The sequence below is a fragment of the Streptomyces venezuelae genome (assembly GCF_008642315.1).
GTDB classification, from domain to species: Bacteria; Actinomycetota; Actinomycetes; order Streptomycetales; family Streptomycetaceae; genus Streptomyces; species Streptomyces venezuelae_D.
In genome coordinates this window covers 1,007,616-1,022,361 of record NZ_CP029192.1, presented here as the reverse complement: position 1 = coordinate 1,022,361, position 14,746 = coordinate 1,007,616, and the positions used below count along the sequence as shown (strand labels likewise).

Here is a 14,746-nt window from a genome sequence, read left to right as displayed (position 1 = left end):
AGGTGCCCGGCCCATGCCAAGCCGCAGCGAGAGCCGTACCCAGCTCATCGAGTCACTCATGGAGCGGTTCCCGCACGTGCCGCGGGAAGCCGTGATCAAGGAGGATCTGCTGCGCGGCGGCATCGCCTTCGACGAGTCGGCGCTCAGCGACAACGAGAACGGCGAGGTCAAGCCGAAGTCGTACTTCATCTTCTCCTTCGACCACGGCACCCTGCCCGAGCTCGGCGCCGCCGCCCTGCGCAGGCCGCCGGAGGAGATCGTCCTCACCGGCGGCCCGTACGAGCTGCGCCGCACCGTCGTCTCGGTGCGCGTCAACCCGTCCTCGCCCTACCGGGTCGCCGCCGACGACCACGGCGTGCTCGGCCTGTACCTGGACGGGGTGCGGATCTCCGACGTCGGCCTGCCCCCGATGCCGGACTACTACCGGCACACGCTGGAGAACGGCAAGTCGGTGATGGAGGTGGCGCCCACCATCCAGTGGGGCTATCTCATCTACCTGACGGTCTTCCGGGTCTGCCAGTACTTCGGTGCCAAGGAGGAGTGCCAGTACTGCGACATCAACCACAACTGGCGCCAGCAGAAGGCGGCGGGCCGCCCCTACACGGGCGTGAAGCCGATGGACGAGGTCCTCGAAGCCCTGGCCATCATCGACAAGTACGACACGAACAAGTCCTCCACCGCGTACACGCTCACCGGCGGCGCCATCACCACGCGGCTCCAGGGCAAGGACGAGGCCGACTTCTACGGGCAGTACGCGAAGGCCATCGAGGAGCGCTTCCCGGGCCGCTGGATCGGCAAGGTCGTCGCCCAGGCGCTGCCCAAGGAGGACGTGCAGCGCTTCCACGACTACGGAGTGCGGATCTACCACCCGAACTACGAGGTGTGGGACCCGTACCTGTTCGAGCGGTACTGCCCCGGCAAGGAGCGGTACGTCGGCCGTGACGAGTGGCACCGCCGCATCCTGGACTCCGCCGAGGTGTTCGGGCCGCGCAACGTGATCCCGAACTTCGTCGCGGGCGTCGAGATGGCCGAGCCGTTCGGCTTCAAGACCGTCGACGAGGCCATCGACTCGACCGTCGAGGGCCTGCAGTACTTCATGTCGCGCGGCATCACGCCCCGCTTCACCACCTGGTGCCCGGAGCCCACGACGCCGCTCGGCAAGGCCAACCCGCAGGGCGCGCCGCTGGAGTACCACGTGCGGCTCCTGGAGGCCTACCGCGCGACAATGGAGGCGAACGGCCTCAGCTCGCCGCCCGGCTACGGCCCCGCGGGCCCCGGCAACGCGGTCTTCTCGGTCAGCTCCTTCATGGACAGCCTGCCCGCGGAGAAGGCGGCTCCGGAGGACGCGATTACTCCCGCGACGTCCCGCTAGCCGAGGTGTTACGGTCGGGGCGGGTCACGAGTTCCAGTGTCAAGCCCCGGCTCGCTGGACGGCACCCCGCTCCGTCGCGGGTGCCCCGGGTGACGACCCGCCCCGTGCGACGTGCACGGGGAACGGCGGATCACCGGGTCGGCGAAGCCCGGGGTCCACGACCTCGGAGGCGCCCCATGACGCATTCTCCCGCGCACGACACCCGTGACACCTCGGTCGACGTGCTCCTGTCCTCGTACGACGTCGCGGACGACGGCCGCATCGCCCTGCACGTGCTCGGCCCGACCAGGGGTGTCCCCGCCGCCCTGTGGACACGCGACCCGCAGCACCTGCGCCGCCTGCTGCGCGAGCACAAGGGGCTCGCCCAGTGGCAGCCTCACCGGAACGTGCTGAAGCTGCGGTGCGACACCGCGGGCGCCACGCTGGTCGGCGTGGCCGCCGGGACCGGTCACGAGTCCGGTCACGAGGCCCCTCGCGGCTGACCAAGATCACCGGTTCGTAGGATGACGGCGTGATCCGGGCGCGGGCGATCCCCGCGCCCGGGCGGCGCGACAGTCAGCCACCCAGAGCCGGAGGTCCCCGTGCAGCACCACCCCGCCAGCCCCGTCACCGTCGTGACCGGCGGCAGCCGCGGTATCGGCGCCGCTGTCAGCGCCCGCCTCGCCGAGGACGGCCACGACGTCGTCATCGGCTACCGCTCCAACGCGACCGCCGCGGAGGAGGCCGCCGACGCGGTCCGCGCCGCCGGCCGCCGCTGCCTCACCGTCGAGGTCGACACCGCCGACGAGGCGTCCGTCGACCGACTCTTCGACGCCGCCGCCGGGCTCGGCCCGGTCACCGGCCTCGTCAACAACGCCGGGGTGAGCGGCCCCGTCGGGCTCCTCGCCGACGCCGACACCGACGGCATGCGCCGGGCGCTCGAAGTGAACGTGCTCGGCTATCTGCTCTGCGCCCGGCGTGCGGTGCGGGACATGAAGGCCAACGGCGGCGGCGCCATCGTCAACATCTCGTCCGCCGCCGCCACGCTCGGCGCCCCCGGCGAGTACGTGCACTACGCCGCCGCCAAGGGCGCCGTCGACACGATGACGGTCGGCCTGTCCAAGGAGGTCGCGGGGGACGGCATCCGCGTCAACGCGGTCGCCCCCGGCGTCATCTGGACCGAGTTCCACGCCGACCCCGAGCGCCCCGCGAAGCTCGCCGCGGGCATCCCGCTCGGGCGCTCCGGACAGCCCTCCGAGATCGCGGCGGCCGTCGCCTGGCTGCTCTCGGACGAGGCGTCCTACGCCACCGGCACCGTGCTGCGGGTCGCGGGCGGGCGCTGAAGACTTGTCCCGGTCGGCCGCTCGTACGATGAGCGCATGATCAGTGGAGCGGTCGACCTCGCGCAAGGGATCCTCATCCGACCCGTCGCCCTCGACGACGCGGAGGCGCTCGCCCGCGCCTACCGGCGCAACCGCGATCACCTGGAGCCCTGGGACCCGGACCGTCCCGCCGCCTTCTACACCCCGGAAGGGCAGGCCGAGCGGGTCCGGGTGCAGCTGGCGGACGGCCGGGCGGGCCGCTCCGCGCACTGGGTGCTCGTGTGCGGCGCCGAGATCGTCGGCCACGCGGCCGTTTCGAACATCGTGCTCGGCCCGGCCCGCAGCGGGAACCTCGGCTACTGGATCGACGCCGAACACGTGGGCCGCGGCCTCGCCTCCGCCGCCGCGCGGCACGTCTGCGCGGCGGCGGACGCCCAACTCGGCCTGCACCGCGTCGAAGCGGGCACCCTGCTGCACAACACCGCGTCGCAGCGCGTGCTCACGAAGTGCGGCTTCGAGGAGTACGGCGTCGCGCCGTCCTTCCTCTACATCAACGGCGCCTGGCGCGACCACCGGCTCTTCCAGAAGATCCTCAACGACCGGCCGTTGTAGACGCTGACGGCGCTCACCGCCGTGCGAGACTGGTCCGGTGACGCAGAGCGAGCGGAAGACCGAGCGGCGCCTGGAAGAGACCATCCTGGAGCTGCTCGACCGCCGTGCCCCGGACGCCACGATCTGCCCCTCGGACGCCGCGCGGGCGGCGCACGACGGGGATGACGACGGCTGGCGCGAGCTCATGGAGCCCGCCCGCCGCGCGGCCCGGAACCTGGTCGAGGCCGGCGAGGTGGAGATCACCCAGGGCGGCGAGCGTGTCGACCCGGCGGAAGCCCGCGGCCCGATCCGCATCCGCCGGACCCGTTAGGACTCCGTTCACCCGCTGTGTCGCGCACAACCATCGGTTGTTTCCGCGTGTCTCCGAGGTGAGTCACGTCCGTGCGCACGTGTTCTCGACCTTTCCGACCGCGTGCGCGCTCTAGGAGGAACCGTGGGCATCCGCCGACCCGCCATATCTACCGCCACTTCGACCGCCGTGGCCGCGGCCCTGATCGGTTCGCTCGGCGTGCCGGTCCTCGCGGGCACCGCGTCCGCGACGACCGCGTCCGCGAAGGACGCCGCCGTGCGAGAGAACACCGTGCGAGGGAACACCGTACGAGAGGACTTCGACGGCGACGGCTACCAGGACGTCGCCGTGGCCGCGCCCGGCGCGACCGTCGGCGGCCACACCTGGGCGGGCTACATCACCATCAGGTACGGCTCCGCGCGCGGCTTCGACCCCGCGCGCACCACGGTCATCGACCAGGACACCCCCGGCGTCCCCGGCACCCCCGGCGACAACCAGGGCTTCGGCTACGCGATGGTCTCCCGCGACCTGGACGGCGACGGTCTGACCGATCTGGCCGTGGTGAGCCGCGAGTACCGGCCCGAGAACAACGTCGGCGGGTCCGTGACCGTCCTGTGGGGCCAAAGGACCGGCATCTCGGGCCAGGACGCCGTGCGCCTTCCCGCACCGGCGAACTCCCAGGTCGGCGAGGACCTCACCGCGGGCGACCTCGACGGCGACGGGCACGCCGACCTGTTCATGGGCAACAGCGAGGACCGCGACTACCACGACGTGCTCTACGGCCCCTTCCGGCGTGACGGCGCCCCCGCGCGCGAGCAGCAGGTGAAGGTGTACAGCACGGACAACTTCATCAACTCGACGGCCGTGGGCGACTTCAACGGCGACGGCATCGAGGACCTGGCGACGTTCTACGTCTACGAGAACCACGCCGAGGGCGGCAAGCTGTGGCTCGGCACCAAGACGGGCCTGTCCACCGTCCCGCAGCGCCTCGGCTCGGCGGCAGGCACCGCCGTCGCCGACTTCGACCAGGACGGCAAGGCCGACCTCGCCACCCGGATCTTCCCGAACGGCGACACCGAGGGCACCGAGGAGGACCCCGGCACCGTCAAGATCTACTACGGCTCGTCGTCCGGTCCCAGCCAGACCCGTACGCAGACGATCACGCAGGACACCGCCGGTGTGCCCGGGGCGAGCGAGAAGGGCGACCAGTTCGGCGGCCGCCTCGGCACGGGCGACGCGAACGCCGACGGATACCCCGACCTCGCCGTCGGCGTCCCCGGCGAGGCGATCGGCTCCAAGGCGAAGGCCGGGGCCGTGGTGCTGCTCAAGGGCGGCAAGGACGGGCTCACCGGCAAGGGTGCGCAGGCGTTCCACCAGGACACGGCCGACGTTCCCGGGGTCGCGGAGTCCGGCGACGTCTTCGGCGGGTCGGTGCGGCTGCTCGACGTGACCCGTGACGGCAGGGCGGATCTGATCGCGGGCGCGCCGGGCGAGGACCTGGGTGCCGTCAAGAACGGCGGCGCGGTGTGGCTGCTGCGCGGCGCCGCCGGGGGCCTGACGGCCGCGCAGTCGTCCGCGCAGAACCCGACGGACATCGGGGCGCCGGCGCCGAAGGCGCTGTTCGGCCTGAACCTGAGCGGGGACAACGGCACCGGAACGGTGATCCCCTAAGGGGGACCCTGGTTCCGGCCGCCGTGGCGGCCGGGACCGTTGCGGACACCCCCGGCCGCCGCGCTCGTTCAGGAGCGCGTCCGCCCCGGCGCGCGGCGGGCGGTGCGGTCCGGGTCCGGGTCCACCCGCTGGATCCGGGCGCGCCGCACGACCTCGGGCCCCGTCTCGGCGGCCTCGCGGACCAGCGCACGCCCGTCCCAGTCGGTGGGCCAGCCGTGCCACAGGCGCAGCCTGCCGTCCACGAAGACCGCGCTGATCTGGTCGCGGTCGGCCATCCTGACCAGCTCCCACGACAGGTCGTACGACGGCGTGAGCTCGGGCACTTGGAGGTCGACGAGCAGGAAGTCGGCCGCCTTGCCGACGGCGATCTCGCCCGTCACCTCGCCGAGTCCGACGGCGTCGGCGCTCAGCGAGGTGGCGTGGGTGAGCCACACGCGGCCCGCGCCGCACGAGGAGTCGCCGGTCATCAGGCCGTAGGACAGCCGTTGGGCGCTCTCGGCGGCGTCGACGAGGCGGAAGCCGTTGCCGCGCGTGCCGTCGGTACCGGTGCCGAAGCGGATGCCCATGGTGTGCCACATCAGGGCGTGCGCGACGGCGTTGCCCTTCCAGGCGCTGGCCACCGGGTTGTAGCTGACCGCGGCGCCGGTGTCGGCGAGCATGCGCATCTCGTCGGGTGTGAGCAGGGTGGCGTGGGAGCCGAGGGTGTGCGCGTTGAGGGCGCCGATGTGGTGCAGGTACGACAACGGGCGCCGGCCCACGCTCTTGAGGGAGCGTTCGACGGAGGCCAGGTGCTCGTTGACGTGGACCTGGAAGACGGCGTCGGCGTCCGCGCACAGGTCGGCGGTCTTCTTCAGCACGTCCGCGGTGGCGTCCTCGGGGACGGGTATCGCGAGTGAGGGATGGATCAGCCGGGAGCTCTGGAACCGCGCCAGGTGCTCTTCGCCGCCCTTGCCGTTGGAGACGACCTTCGACAGCACGCAGCGCAGCCCGGCCTCCTCGGCGGCCTTGGCGATGACGCCCACGTCGACGGGCGCGCGGGTGCCCGCGTCGGCGGCGGTGGTGAACCCGCCGCGCAGCGCCTCCAGTGCGGCGAGCTTCGCGGAGAGGTGTGCGGTCTCCTCGTCGAGGGCGTGTTCGAGGGGCTCCCAGACGGTCTTGAAGATCTCCGACGGCTGCCCGAACGCCTGGGCCTTGCCGAAGCTCTGCGTCAGGTGGTGGTGGGAGTCCACGAAGCCCGGCATGAGCAAGTGACCCTTGAGGCGCACTACCTTGGCGTTCCGGTGTGCCTGGGTGAGCTTGCGGACCGGCCCGACGGCCCGGAAGGTGCCGCCCTGGACGAGCACCGCGCGGTCCTTGACGGGCCCTTCGGGGAGCAGGACGACGTCGGGTACGAGCAGCAGTCGGCGGGCGCGGAAGTCCTCGGGGCCGAAGGTGTCGTGTCCGTCGCGGCCCGACCGACCGCGGTCGTGTGCGTCGTGTTCGGTGGCGGCCGCGGGTGCAGCTCCGGCGGTGCCGAGGAGGCCGCCGGTGCCGGCCAGCCCGGCCCCGACGACGAAGCTGCGTCGTCCTACGCCGCGTGACTCACCGTCGCCGTCGCCGTCACTGCCGACGCCGTCGCCGATGCCGCGGCCCTCGTCCGCGTACTCGTTCTCCACCGCACGCTCCTTTGGCGTTTCGCACAGGGAAAGCCCGGCCGCACGGGGCGGCCGGGCCGGGGCGGCTGACCTTAGGCGAGTCCGTCAGACGGAACAAGGGTTTCGGCAAACGGAAAGGGAAGGAGAGGTTCGGGGCGGCGCCGGAGGTGGCGGAACGGGTCCGGGCTGCTTGCTCCGCCGCAGGCCACGACCGTCGTCGCAGGTCAGGGCAGGTGGCGTAACGTCCCGGAAATGTTTGCGCCCTAGTTTCGACGGGGGCCGGACGAGAGAGCCTGTCCGGTCGACCGCGCCATGGCGTACACGTGCAGCGGAGGTCCCATGAACGCCTCGCCCACCGAGCGGGCACCGCAGAACCGGCAGCGGACCCGGGCGGACCGGGCCCGGCAGGTCGCCGAAGTGCTGCGCCGTCAGATCGCCTCCGGTGCCTTCGCTTCGGGCACGCTGCCGGACGAGCGGACGCTGATCGCCGACTTCGCGGTCTCGCGCAACACCGTGCGCGAGGCGCTGGGCGTGCTGCGCGGCGAGGGCGTGGTCGAGCGGCGCCAGGGCGTCGGCACGGTGATCGTGCGGCGGCCCTACGAGCACACCCTGGAAGGGCTGACCGGCCTCGCGGAGACGCTGGGCACGCACGGCGAGGTGGTCAACCAGGTGCGGGTGGCGGATCTCGTGCGCCCGCCCAGCGAAGTGGCGCGCAAGCTGGGTGTGCCGGACGGCGGGCGGGTGGTCCACATCGAACGGCTGCGGCTGCTGGACGGCGTACCGCTCTCCCTCGATCTGACCTACCTGGCCGCCGACATCGGGGAGCCCCTGCTCACCGCCGATCTGGCGGGACGCGACCTGTTCGGCCTCATCGAGCAGTCCATCGGCGGCCGGCTCGGCTCCGCGAGCGTCACCATGCACGCGGTGCGCGGCGACCCGCACACGTGCGCCCTGCTGGACATCCCGGCAGGTTCGGCGCTGTTCACCGTCGAACGCCTGACGAGGATGCCGGACGGGCGGCCGGTGGACCTGGAGTTCCTGCGCATCCGCGGCGACCGGCTGGCCTTCCGGGCCGAACTGGTGCGCGCGGGAGGCGGCACGCGATGAGCCCCGAGCCCGGGCCTTCACCCACGGACGGCAGGACGCCCGCTCACGGCGACGGCGAGCCGCTCCCGCACGGCAGCACCCCGACCTCCGACCCCCCGGAGCCCGAGCCCCACGGACCCGGCCTGCCGACCGTCGCGGTGATGTGCCTGTGCGTCACCTTGGTCGTCGGCATGGTCTCCGCCGTGAATCTGGCGATCCCCGCACTGTCGCGCAGCACACTGCACCCGTCGGCGGAGTCCGTGATGTGGGTCGTCGACGGCTACGTGGTCTTCTTCGCCTGTCTGCTCGTCCCGGGCGGCGCGCTCGCCGACCGGCTGGGCCGCAAAAGGGTGCTGTCGGTGGGCATGGGCCTGTTCACCGCGGGCTGCGTACTGTGCGCGGTGGCGCCCGGCGTCGGCACGGTGATCGCAGGCCGGGTGGTGAGCGGCGTGGGCGCCGCCGCGGTGCTGCCGACGACGCTCGCCCTCATGGTGGGTGGCGCGCCGGTCCACCGTCGGCCGCGGCTGGTGGCGGTGTGGGCGTCCATGACGGGCCTGGCCGCCGTATTGGGCAACGTCGGCGGCGGCGCGGCGCTCCAACTCGGTTCGTGGCGCGCGCTGTTCTGGTGCGTGGTGCCGCTGTCCGTGACGGCGCTGGTCCTGGTGCTGGTGTTCTCCCCGGCGCCTCCGCGGTACGACCGTCCGCTGTCGGTGGTGTCGGCGGGCCTCCTGACGGCCGGGTTCCTCGCCCTTCTGTCGGGCATCGTCTCCGGCCCGGAGGCAGGGTGGGGCAGCGCGCGGGTGCTGGCCGGGTTCGCGGCGGCGGTGGTGCTGCTGGCGGTCTGGGCGGTACGGGAGCTGCGGCGCGAGCATCCGATGCTGGACCCCAGGCTGTTCGCCGTGCCGGTGGTGCGGGCGGGCGCGGTCGGCATGGCCCTGGTGTTCCTGGGGATGTTCGGCCTGTTCTACGTCAACGGGCAGTACCTGCAGTACGCCAAGGGCTACTCGCCGCTGGGGGCGGGGGTGCGGCTGCTGCCGATGGCGGGGGCGCTGCTGGTCGGGCCGCGCTGCGCGGTGGTACTGGAGCGGCGCGTCGGTCCGCGGCCGACGCTCGCGTCGGGGCTCGCGGTGCTTGCGGCGGGTCTTGGCACGGTGTCGCTGGTCGGTCCGAGCACTCCGTACCCCCTGTACGCACTGGGGGCGACCCTCACCGCGGCCGGCTGCGGCCTCGCGACGCCGCTGCTGTCGCACGGCATCATGTCCGCGCTGCCCGCGCACCGGGCGGGAGTCGGCTCGGGGCTGCAGAGCCTGGCGCGGGAGCTGGGCAGCGCGCTGGGTGTGGCGGTCGGCGGCAGCGTGGTCACCCAGATGTTCACCGCGGGCCTCCCGGCCCCGCTGCGGGGCCCCGACGCGCCGACGACCGTTCCTGCCGCGGAACAGGCCCTGTCCGCAAAGGAGTTGACCTCGCCGGGCCTGCGGCACGCAGTCGTCGCCGACTTCACCACCGCCCTCGACACCGCGATGCGGGTGCTGGCCGTGCTGGTGGTGACGGTCGGCGCGCTGGTCGTCGTGTGGTACCCGGTCAGACGCGGTCGTGGAGAGTGACGTGGTAGCCGTCGGGGTCGGCGAAGGTGAACGTACGGCCGAAGGGGCCGTCGATCGGGTCGGACACGATGGTGTGGCCGTCGGCGACGAGGGCGTCGTGGATGGCCTGGACGTCGGTGGCGTGGAGCCAGATCGCGGCACCGATGCCGGGCCGGTCGCCGGACGAGAGGTCGGTGCCGGGGGCGATGTCGCGGAGTGCGAACGCGATCGGCTTCGTCTCGAAGACGACGGCGTGCGGGGGTCCGGCCTGCGAGCGGACGAGGCCGAGGTACTGCTCGTAGAACGCCTGCGAAGCGACGAGGTCGCGCGCCTGGAGCGAGATGAAGTCGGGGCCGGTGACGGGCATGAGGGTGCTCCTTCTCCTTCGTGTCAGAGTGCTGCGTGTCAGCTAACTGACATGTAGAAGGTATGTCAGAATCCTGACATGAGTCAAAGTGATGCCGGCATCGACCTGGACAGGTCACTGGGCTACCTGCTGAAAGAGGCGTCGAGCGCGCTGCGCGCGGCCATGGAGGAAGTGCTGCGGCCGCTCGGCATGAGCGTGACGCACTACTCCTGCCTGGAGCTGCTGGCCCAACGCCCTGGCCTGTCGAACTCCGAGCTGGCGCGCGGTGCCTTCGTGACCCGGCAGACGATGAACGTGCTGCTCCAGGCTCTGGAGCGGGACGGATACGTGAGCCGGCCCGCGGCGGCGCCCGTCGGGAAGGCGCTGCCCACGAGCCTCACGCCGAGCGGCCGACGCAGCCTGGAGAAGGCGACCGCGGCGGTCCGGTCCGTCGAGGTCAGCATGCTGGCGGGCATGACAGGGGCCGAGCATGAGGCCGCGTTCCGGAGCCTGAAGAGCATGGTGCGTTCGCTGCGCGACAGGGACGGCGACGACGACAGCGGCGCATAGCTCGTCCGGGTCTGACGCTCCCTTGTCATTTCCCTCCCTTGACGCCCTCCTGGCCGCTGTAGCACGCTGCCGCGGTGATCACTCATGAGCAGGATCCGGCGCGAAGGACCGTGCTCGCCGTGGACCAGGGCACCTCCGGGAGCAAGGCCCTCGTGGTCTGCCCGGAGCGTGGAGTGATCGGGACGGGTGCCGCGCCGGTGCGGCCCAGGTTCCTCCCCGGAGGGCTCGTCGAGGTCGACCCCGCCGAGCTGTTGTCGTCCGTCGTCGCGGCGGGACGAGCGGCACTCGCGGACGCGGGCGAACCGGTCGCCGCCGTCGGCCTCGCGAACCAGGGTGAGACGGTCCTCGTCTGGGACCCGGTGACCGGCGAGCCCCTGACCGACGCCCTCGTGTGGCAGGACCGCAGGGCCGCGTCGGTCTGTGATGAACTCAGCGATCACAAGGACGAGTTGAGGGAACTCACCGGGCTGCCCCTCGACCCTTACTTCGCCGCCCCCAAAATGGCGTGGCTGCGTCGCCACCGCACCCGGCGCGGCACCGTGACGACCAGCGACGTCTGGCTCGTCCACCGGCTCACCGGCGCGTACGTCACCGACGCCGCGACGGCCGGCCGCACCCAGCTCCTCGACCTCGACACCGTCGAGTGGTCCCCGCGGGCCCTCGAACTCTACGGACTCGGCGACGAGCGGCTGCCCCGCGTCGTCGACGCGGCGGGCGAGTTCGGCACGACCACCGCCTTCGGCCCCGAGATCCCCCTCACCGGCCTCCTCGTCGACCAGCAGGCCGCCCTGCTCGCCCAGGACGTGACCGCGCCCGGCACCGCCAAGTGCACGTACGGGACAGGGGCGTTCCTGCTCGCGCACACCGGCTCGCGCCCGCGCCGCGGCGACTCCGGACTGGTCAGCTGCGTCGCCTGGCGCCTCGCGGGACGGAGCAGCTACTGCCTCGACGGCCAGGTGTACACCGCCGCGTCCGCCGTCCGCTGGCTCGCCGACCTCGGGGTGATCGCCGGCGCCGAGGACATCGACCCCGTCGGATCGGCCGTCCCCGACGCGGGCGGCGTCACCTTCGTGCCCGCGCTCGCCGGCCTCGCGGCGCCCTGGTGGCGCGGTGACCTGCGCGGATCGATGAGCGGCCTCGGCCTCGACACCACAGCGGGCCATCTCGTGCGTGCCCTGTGCGAAGGAATCGCCGCACAGGTCGCCGCGCTCGCCGACGCCGTGGCCGCGGACACGGGGGAGCCGTTGACGAGTCTCCGCGTCGACGGCGGTCTGACACGGTCGTCCCTGCTCATGCAGACCCAGGCGGATCTGCTGCAAATACCCGTCGAGGTGTCGGAGTTGACCGACGTCACCGCGCTCGGGGCCGCCGCCGTCGCCCGCATCGGCATCGACCCCGCCCTCTCGGTCGCCGACGCCGTACCGGAGTGGCGGCCCGCCGCCGTCTACGAACCCCGCATCGACGCGGGCCTCGCCGCCGAACGCCTCGCCGGGTTCCGCTCGGCGGTGTCGGCACTCATGGAACGTACGCCCTGATGGCGGTGACCAGGCGCGGCGTGCCGCCGGACGTGGCATACGACGTGACCGTCATCGGCGCCGGAGTCGTCGGCACGGCCGTCGCGCGCGAGCTGGCCCGCCACGTCGGGCTGCGCGTCGCCCTCGTCGAGGCCGCCGACGACGTCGGTGAGGGCACGTCGAAGGCGAACACGGCGATCCTGCACACCGGCTTCGACGCGGTGCCCGGGTCCCTGGAGTCCCGTCTGGTCCGTGAGGGGCAGCGGCTGCTCACCGCGTACGCCGCCGAGTCCGGGATTCCCGTCGAGCCGGTCGGCGCGCTGCTGGTCGCCTGGGACGGTGAACAACTGGCGGCACTACCAGGCCTGTTGGAGAAGGCGGAACGCAACGGCTACCCGGCGGCCCGCCTCCTCGGACCCGCCGAGGTCCGGGCGCGCGAGCCGCATCTCGGCCCCGGCGCCCTCGGCGCGCTCGACGTCCCGGGCGAAAGCGTCATCTGCCCGTGGACCACGACCCTCGCGTACGCCACCCAGGCCGTCCGCTCGGGCGTGGACCTCCTCCTCAACTGCCGTGTGGAGGCAGTGAGTCAGGCGGGGGAGTCGCACCTGCTTTCGACGAGCCGCGGCCCGCTGCGCACCCGGTACCTCGTCAACGCCGCCGGTCTGCACGCCGACACCGTCGACCGGCTGCTCGGCCACGACGCCTTCACCGTCACCCCGCGCCGGGGCCAGCTCATCGTCTACGACAAGCTCGCCCGCGACCTCGTGCGGCACATCCTGCTGCCCGTCCCCACGGCACTCGGCAAGGGCGTCCTCGTGGCGCCGACCGTATACGGAAACGTTCTCCTCGGGCCCACCGCCGAGGAGCTGGACGACAAGACGGCCACCGGAACGACGGCCGAGGGCATCGCCGCGCTCCGCGAGAAGGGCCACCGGATCCTCCCGGAGCTGCACGACGAGGAGATCACCGCGGTCTACGCGGGACTGCGCGCGGCCACCGACCAGGACGACTACCGCATCAGCGCCCACAAGGAACAGCGCTACGTCACCGTCGGCGGCATCCGCTCCACCGGCCTCACCGCTTCCCTGGCCATCGCCGCCCACGTCACGGAACTCCTCGCCGGCACGGGCCTCGACCTCCCCGAACCCCACGATCCGGAGCCGGTCCGCATGCCCAACATCGGCGAGGCCTTCCCACGCCCCTACCAGCGCGCCGACCTCATCGCGGCCGACCCGGCGTACGGCGAGATCGTCTGCCACTGCGAGCGTGTGACGCGCGGCGAGATCCGCGACGCCCTCGCGGCCGCGGTCCCGCCGGGATCACCGGACGGCCTGCGGCGCCGCACACGGGCGCGGGGCGGACGCTGCCAGGGCTTCTACTGCGGTGCCGAGGTGCGGGAACTCTACGAACGGGGTGCGGAAATGGGTACCGGATGAGGCGCGAGCGCATCGTCGACGTCCTGGTCGTCGGCGCGGGGCCCGCGGGCCTCGCCACGGCGGCCGGGCTCGCCGCGTCGGGCGTCGGCGAGGTCGAGGTGGTGGACCGGGAGCGCCAGGCGGGCGGCATACCGCGGCACTGCCTGCACGGCGGTTTCGGACGCCTCGGCATGACGGGGCCGCAGTACGCGGAGCGCTGCGTGGCGGCGGCCGTGGGCACCGGCGCCGTCCTGCGCACCGGCGTCAGCGTGACGGCGTGGGCGGCGCCCCTCACCGTCGACACCACGAGTCCCCGAGGCCTGGAGCGCATCACCGCCCGCGCGGTCGTCCTCGCCACCGGCGCCCGCGAGCGGCCCCGCGCCGCTCGCCTGGTCCCCGGCACCCGGCCCGCCGGGGTGTACACCACGGGCGAGCTCCAGCAGGCCGCCGACCTGCACCGGCAGCGGATCGGGACGCGCGCCGTCGTGGTCGGCGCGGAACCGGTGAGCTTCACCGCCCTGGACACCCTGCGCAGGGCCGGGGTCGCCGTCGCCGCGCTCGTCACCGAGCACCCGCGCCACCAGGCACGGCCGGCCCGCGCCCTCGACGCACGGCTGCGGCACAAAGTGCCCCTGCTCACCGACGCCACCGTGGTGGAGCTCGTCGGCCGCGGCAGGCTCTCCGGGGTCGGGCTCCGGCACCGGGACGGCAGGACGGCGCACGTCGCCTGCGACACCGTCGTCTTCACCGGCGACTTCGTCCCCGACCACGAACTGGCGCGGCGCGCGGGCCTGTTGCTGGACCCCGGAACGCGCGGCCCCGCGGTCGACGGCGCCTTCCGGACGGACGGGCGCGGCGTCTTCGCGGTGGGCAACGTGCTGCACGCCGCCGAACCGGCACGCGCGGTGGCGCGCGAGGGAACGCTGGCGGCGGAGGCCGTGCGGCGCTACCTCTCCGACGGCGACTGGCCCTCGGCGGCGGTACGGCTGCGGGTCGCGGCCCCGCTCGCCTGGATCGCCCCGAACCGGCTCACGCCGGACGACCCGACCGGCGCGTTCACCCTCCGCACGACCGAGTTCCTCGCGCGTCCCACGCTGGTGATCACGCAGGACGGCAGGACCCTGCACCGCACGCGTGCGCGCCGCCCGGCCGTCCCGAACCGGCCCTTCCGGGTCGCGGGGGACTGGACGGGGCGGGTGGACGTCAGGGGTGGCGCGGTGCGGATCGCGCTCGGCTGACCCGCGGCCCGGCGTGAGCGCGAGCCCCCTTCCCTTGCGCCCCGCCTCCCGCATAGACTCCAAAACTAGCAGCGCTAATTTACGTACCCCTGCGCGCTGCGCTACGCAGCGAGAC

14 protein-coding genes and 1 riboswitch are annotated in these 14,746 nt (G+C 73.0%); of the genes, 12 read left to right on the top strand and 2 right to left on the bottom strand.

The genetic code is table 11. The annotated features are described in order from the left end of the window. Positions 1 to 13 precede the first annotated feature (13 nt). From DEJ48_RS04430 to DEJ48_RS04405, 6 genes are all read left to right on the top strand, one after another. Positions 14 to 1,372 carry a radical SAM protein gene (locus DEJ48_RS04430; protein WP_150214641.1) on the top strand — a complete coding sequence of 453 codons (1,359 nt, stop codon included), beginning with the start codon at positions 14 to 16 and terminating at the stop codon, positions 1,370 to 1,372. A 22-nt stretch (positions 1,373 to 1,394) separates the two neighbouring features. Then, a riboswitch (SAM riboswitch) is annotated at positions 1,395 to 1,504 on the top strand. Between the two features lie 44 nt (positions 1,505 to 1,548). Then, positions 1,549 to 1,854 carry a hypothetical protein gene (locus DEJ48_RS04425; RefSeq protein WP_150214639.1) on the top strand — a complete coding sequence of 102 codons (306 nt, stop codon included), beginning with the start codon at positions 1,549 to 1,551 and terminating at the stop codon, positions 1,852 to 1,854. Between the two features lie 99 nt (positions 1,855 to 1,953). After that, positions 1,954 to 2,694, top strand: coding sequence for an SDR family NAD(P)-dependent oxidoreductase (locus DEJ48_RS04420; RefSeq protein WP_150214637.1), 741 nt, complete (start codon positions 1,954 to 1,956; stop codon positions 2,692 to 2,694). 36 nt (positions 2,695 to 2,730) lie between these two features. Then, a complete protein-coding gene (locus DEJ48_RS04415) occupies positions 2,731 to 3,285 on the top strand; it encodes a GNAT family N-acetyltransferase (RefSeq protein WP_150214635.1) in 555 nt (184 codons plus the stop codon). 37 nt (positions 3,286 to 3,322) lie between these two features. After that, positions 3,323 to 3,595, top strand: coding sequence for a DUF3253 domain-containing protein (locus DEJ48_RS04410; protein WP_150214633.1), 273 nt, complete (start codon positions 3,323 to 3,325; stop codon positions 3,593 to 3,595). Between the two features lie 168 nt (positions 3,596 to 3,763). After that, positions 3,764 to 5,245: an FG-GAP and VCBS repeat-containing protein gene (locus tag DEJ48_RS04405; protein WP_223831894.1), complete on the top strand. Its 1,482-nt coding sequence runs from the start codon at positions 3,764 to 3,766 to the stop codon at positions 5,243 to 5,245. A gap of 68 nt (positions 5,246 to 5,313) precedes the next feature. Here DEJ48_RS04405 and DEJ48_RS04400 read toward each other — a convergent pair whose 3' ends face one another. Next, the gene (locus DEJ48_RS04400) at positions 5,314 to 6,645 is read right to left on the bottom strand and encodes an amidohydrolase family protein (RefSeq protein WP_223832428.1); all 1,332 of its coding nucleotides are present in this window, start codon (positions 6,643 to 6,645) and stop codon (positions 5,314 to 5,316) included. 573 nt (positions 6,646 to 7,218) lie between these two features. On the opposite strand from DEJ48_RS04400, the gene DEJ48_RS04395 reads away from it, so the two are divergent. Then, positions 7,219 to 7,986 (top strand): GntR family transcriptional regulator, encoded by a 768-nt coding sequence (locus tag DEJ48_RS04395; RefSeq protein WP_150214629.1) that lies wholly within the window; start codon positions 7,219 to 7,221, stop codon positions 7,984 to 7,986. Next, positions 7,983 to 9,569: an MFS transporter gene (locus DEJ48_RS04390; RefSeq protein WP_150214627.1), complete on the top strand. Its 1,587-nt coding sequence runs from the start codon at positions 7,983 to 7,985 to the stop codon at positions 9,567 to 9,569. The genes DEJ48_RS04395 and DEJ48_RS04390 overlap by 4 nt, the downstream gene beginning before the upstream one ends. Here DEJ48_RS04390 and DEJ48_RS04385 read toward each other — a convergent pair. After that, positions 9,547 to 9,915 (bottom strand): VOC family protein, encoded by a 369-nt coding sequence (locus DEJ48_RS04385; protein ID WP_150214625.1) that lies wholly within the window; start codon positions 9,913 to 9,915, stop codon positions 9,547 to 9,549. The genes DEJ48_RS04390 and DEJ48_RS04385 overlap by 23 nt on opposite strands. A gap of 78 nt (positions 9,916 to 9,993) precedes the next feature. Between DEJ48_RS04385 and DEJ48_RS04380 the strand changes: the two genes are divergently transcribed. The 4 genes from DEJ48_RS04380 to DEJ48_RS04365 all read left to right on the top strand — a co-directional run bounded on the left by DEJ48_RS04380 (position 9,994) and on the right by DEJ48_RS04365 (position 14,631). Next, complete coding sequence (locus tag DEJ48_RS04380; RefSeq protein ID WP_150214623.1) at positions 9,994 to 10,464, top strand: MarR family winged helix-turn-helix transcriptional regulator; 471 nt, start codon at positions 9,994 to 9,996, stop codon at positions 10,462 to 10,464. A 74-nt stretch (positions 10,465 to 10,538) separates the two neighbouring features. Continuing rightward, positions 10,539 to 11,999: an FGGY family carbohydrate kinase gene (locus DEJ48_RS04375; protein ID WP_223831893.1), complete on the top strand. Its 1,461-nt coding sequence runs from the start codon at positions 10,539 to 10,541 to the stop codon at positions 11,997 to 11,999. Then, the gene (locus DEJ48_RS04370) at positions 11,999 to 13,414 is read left to right on the top strand and encodes an FAD-dependent oxidoreductase (RefSeq protein ID WP_150214622.1); all 1,416 of its coding nucleotides are present in this window, start codon (positions 11,999 to 12,001) and stop codon (positions 13,412 to 13,414) included. Before DEJ48_RS04375 ends, DEJ48_RS04370 begins: the two co-directional genes overlap by 1 nt. Then, positions 13,411 to 14,631, top strand: coding sequence for an NAD(P)/FAD-dependent oxidoreductase (locus DEJ48_RS04365; RefSeq protein WP_150214620.1), 1,221 nt, complete (start codon positions 13,411 to 13,413; stop codon positions 14,629 to 14,631). Before DEJ48_RS04370 ends, DEJ48_RS04365 begins: the two co-directional genes overlap by 4 nt. Positions 14,632 to 14,746: the final 115 nt, after the last annotated feature.

Bases quoted from the DNA above. Each gene is read 5' to 3' on its own strand.
- DEJ48_RS04430 (WP_150214641.1), top strand. From the start codon at position 14: ATGCCAAGCCGCAGCGAGAGCCGTACCCAGCTCATCGAGTCACTCATG.
- DEJ48_RS04425 (WP_150214639.1), top strand. From the start codon at position 1,549: ATGACGCATTCTCCCGCGCACGACACCCGTGACACCTCGGTCGACGTG.
- DEJ48_RS04415 (WP_150214635.1), top strand. From the start codon at position 2,731: ATGATCAGTGGAGCGGTCGACCTCGCGCAAGGGATCCTCATCCGACCC.
- DEJ48_RS04395 (WP_150214629.1), top strand. From the start codon at position 7,219: ATGAACGCCTCGCCCACCGAGCGGGCACCGCAGAACCGGCAGCGGACC.
- DEJ48_RS04390 (WP_150214627.1), top strand. From the start codon at position 7,983: ATGAGCCCCGAGCCCGGGCCTTCACCCACGGACGGCAGGACGCCCGCT.
- DEJ48_RS04385 (WP_150214625.1), bottom strand. From the start codon at position 9,915: ATGCCCGTCACCGGCCCCGACTTCATCTCGCTCCAGGCGCGCGACCTC.
- DEJ48_RS04380 (WP_150214623.1), top strand. From the start codon at position 9,994: ATGAGTCAAAGTGATGCCGGCATCGACCTGGACAGGTCACTGGGCTAC.
- DEJ48_RS04370 (WP_150214622.1), top strand. From the start codon at position 11,999: ATGGCGGTGACCAGGCGCGGCGTGCCGCCGGACGTGGCATACGACGTG.
- DEJ48_RS04365 (WP_150214620.1), top strand. From the start codon at position 13,411: ATGAGGCGCGAGCGCATCGTCGACGTCCTGGTCGTCGGCGCGGGGCCC.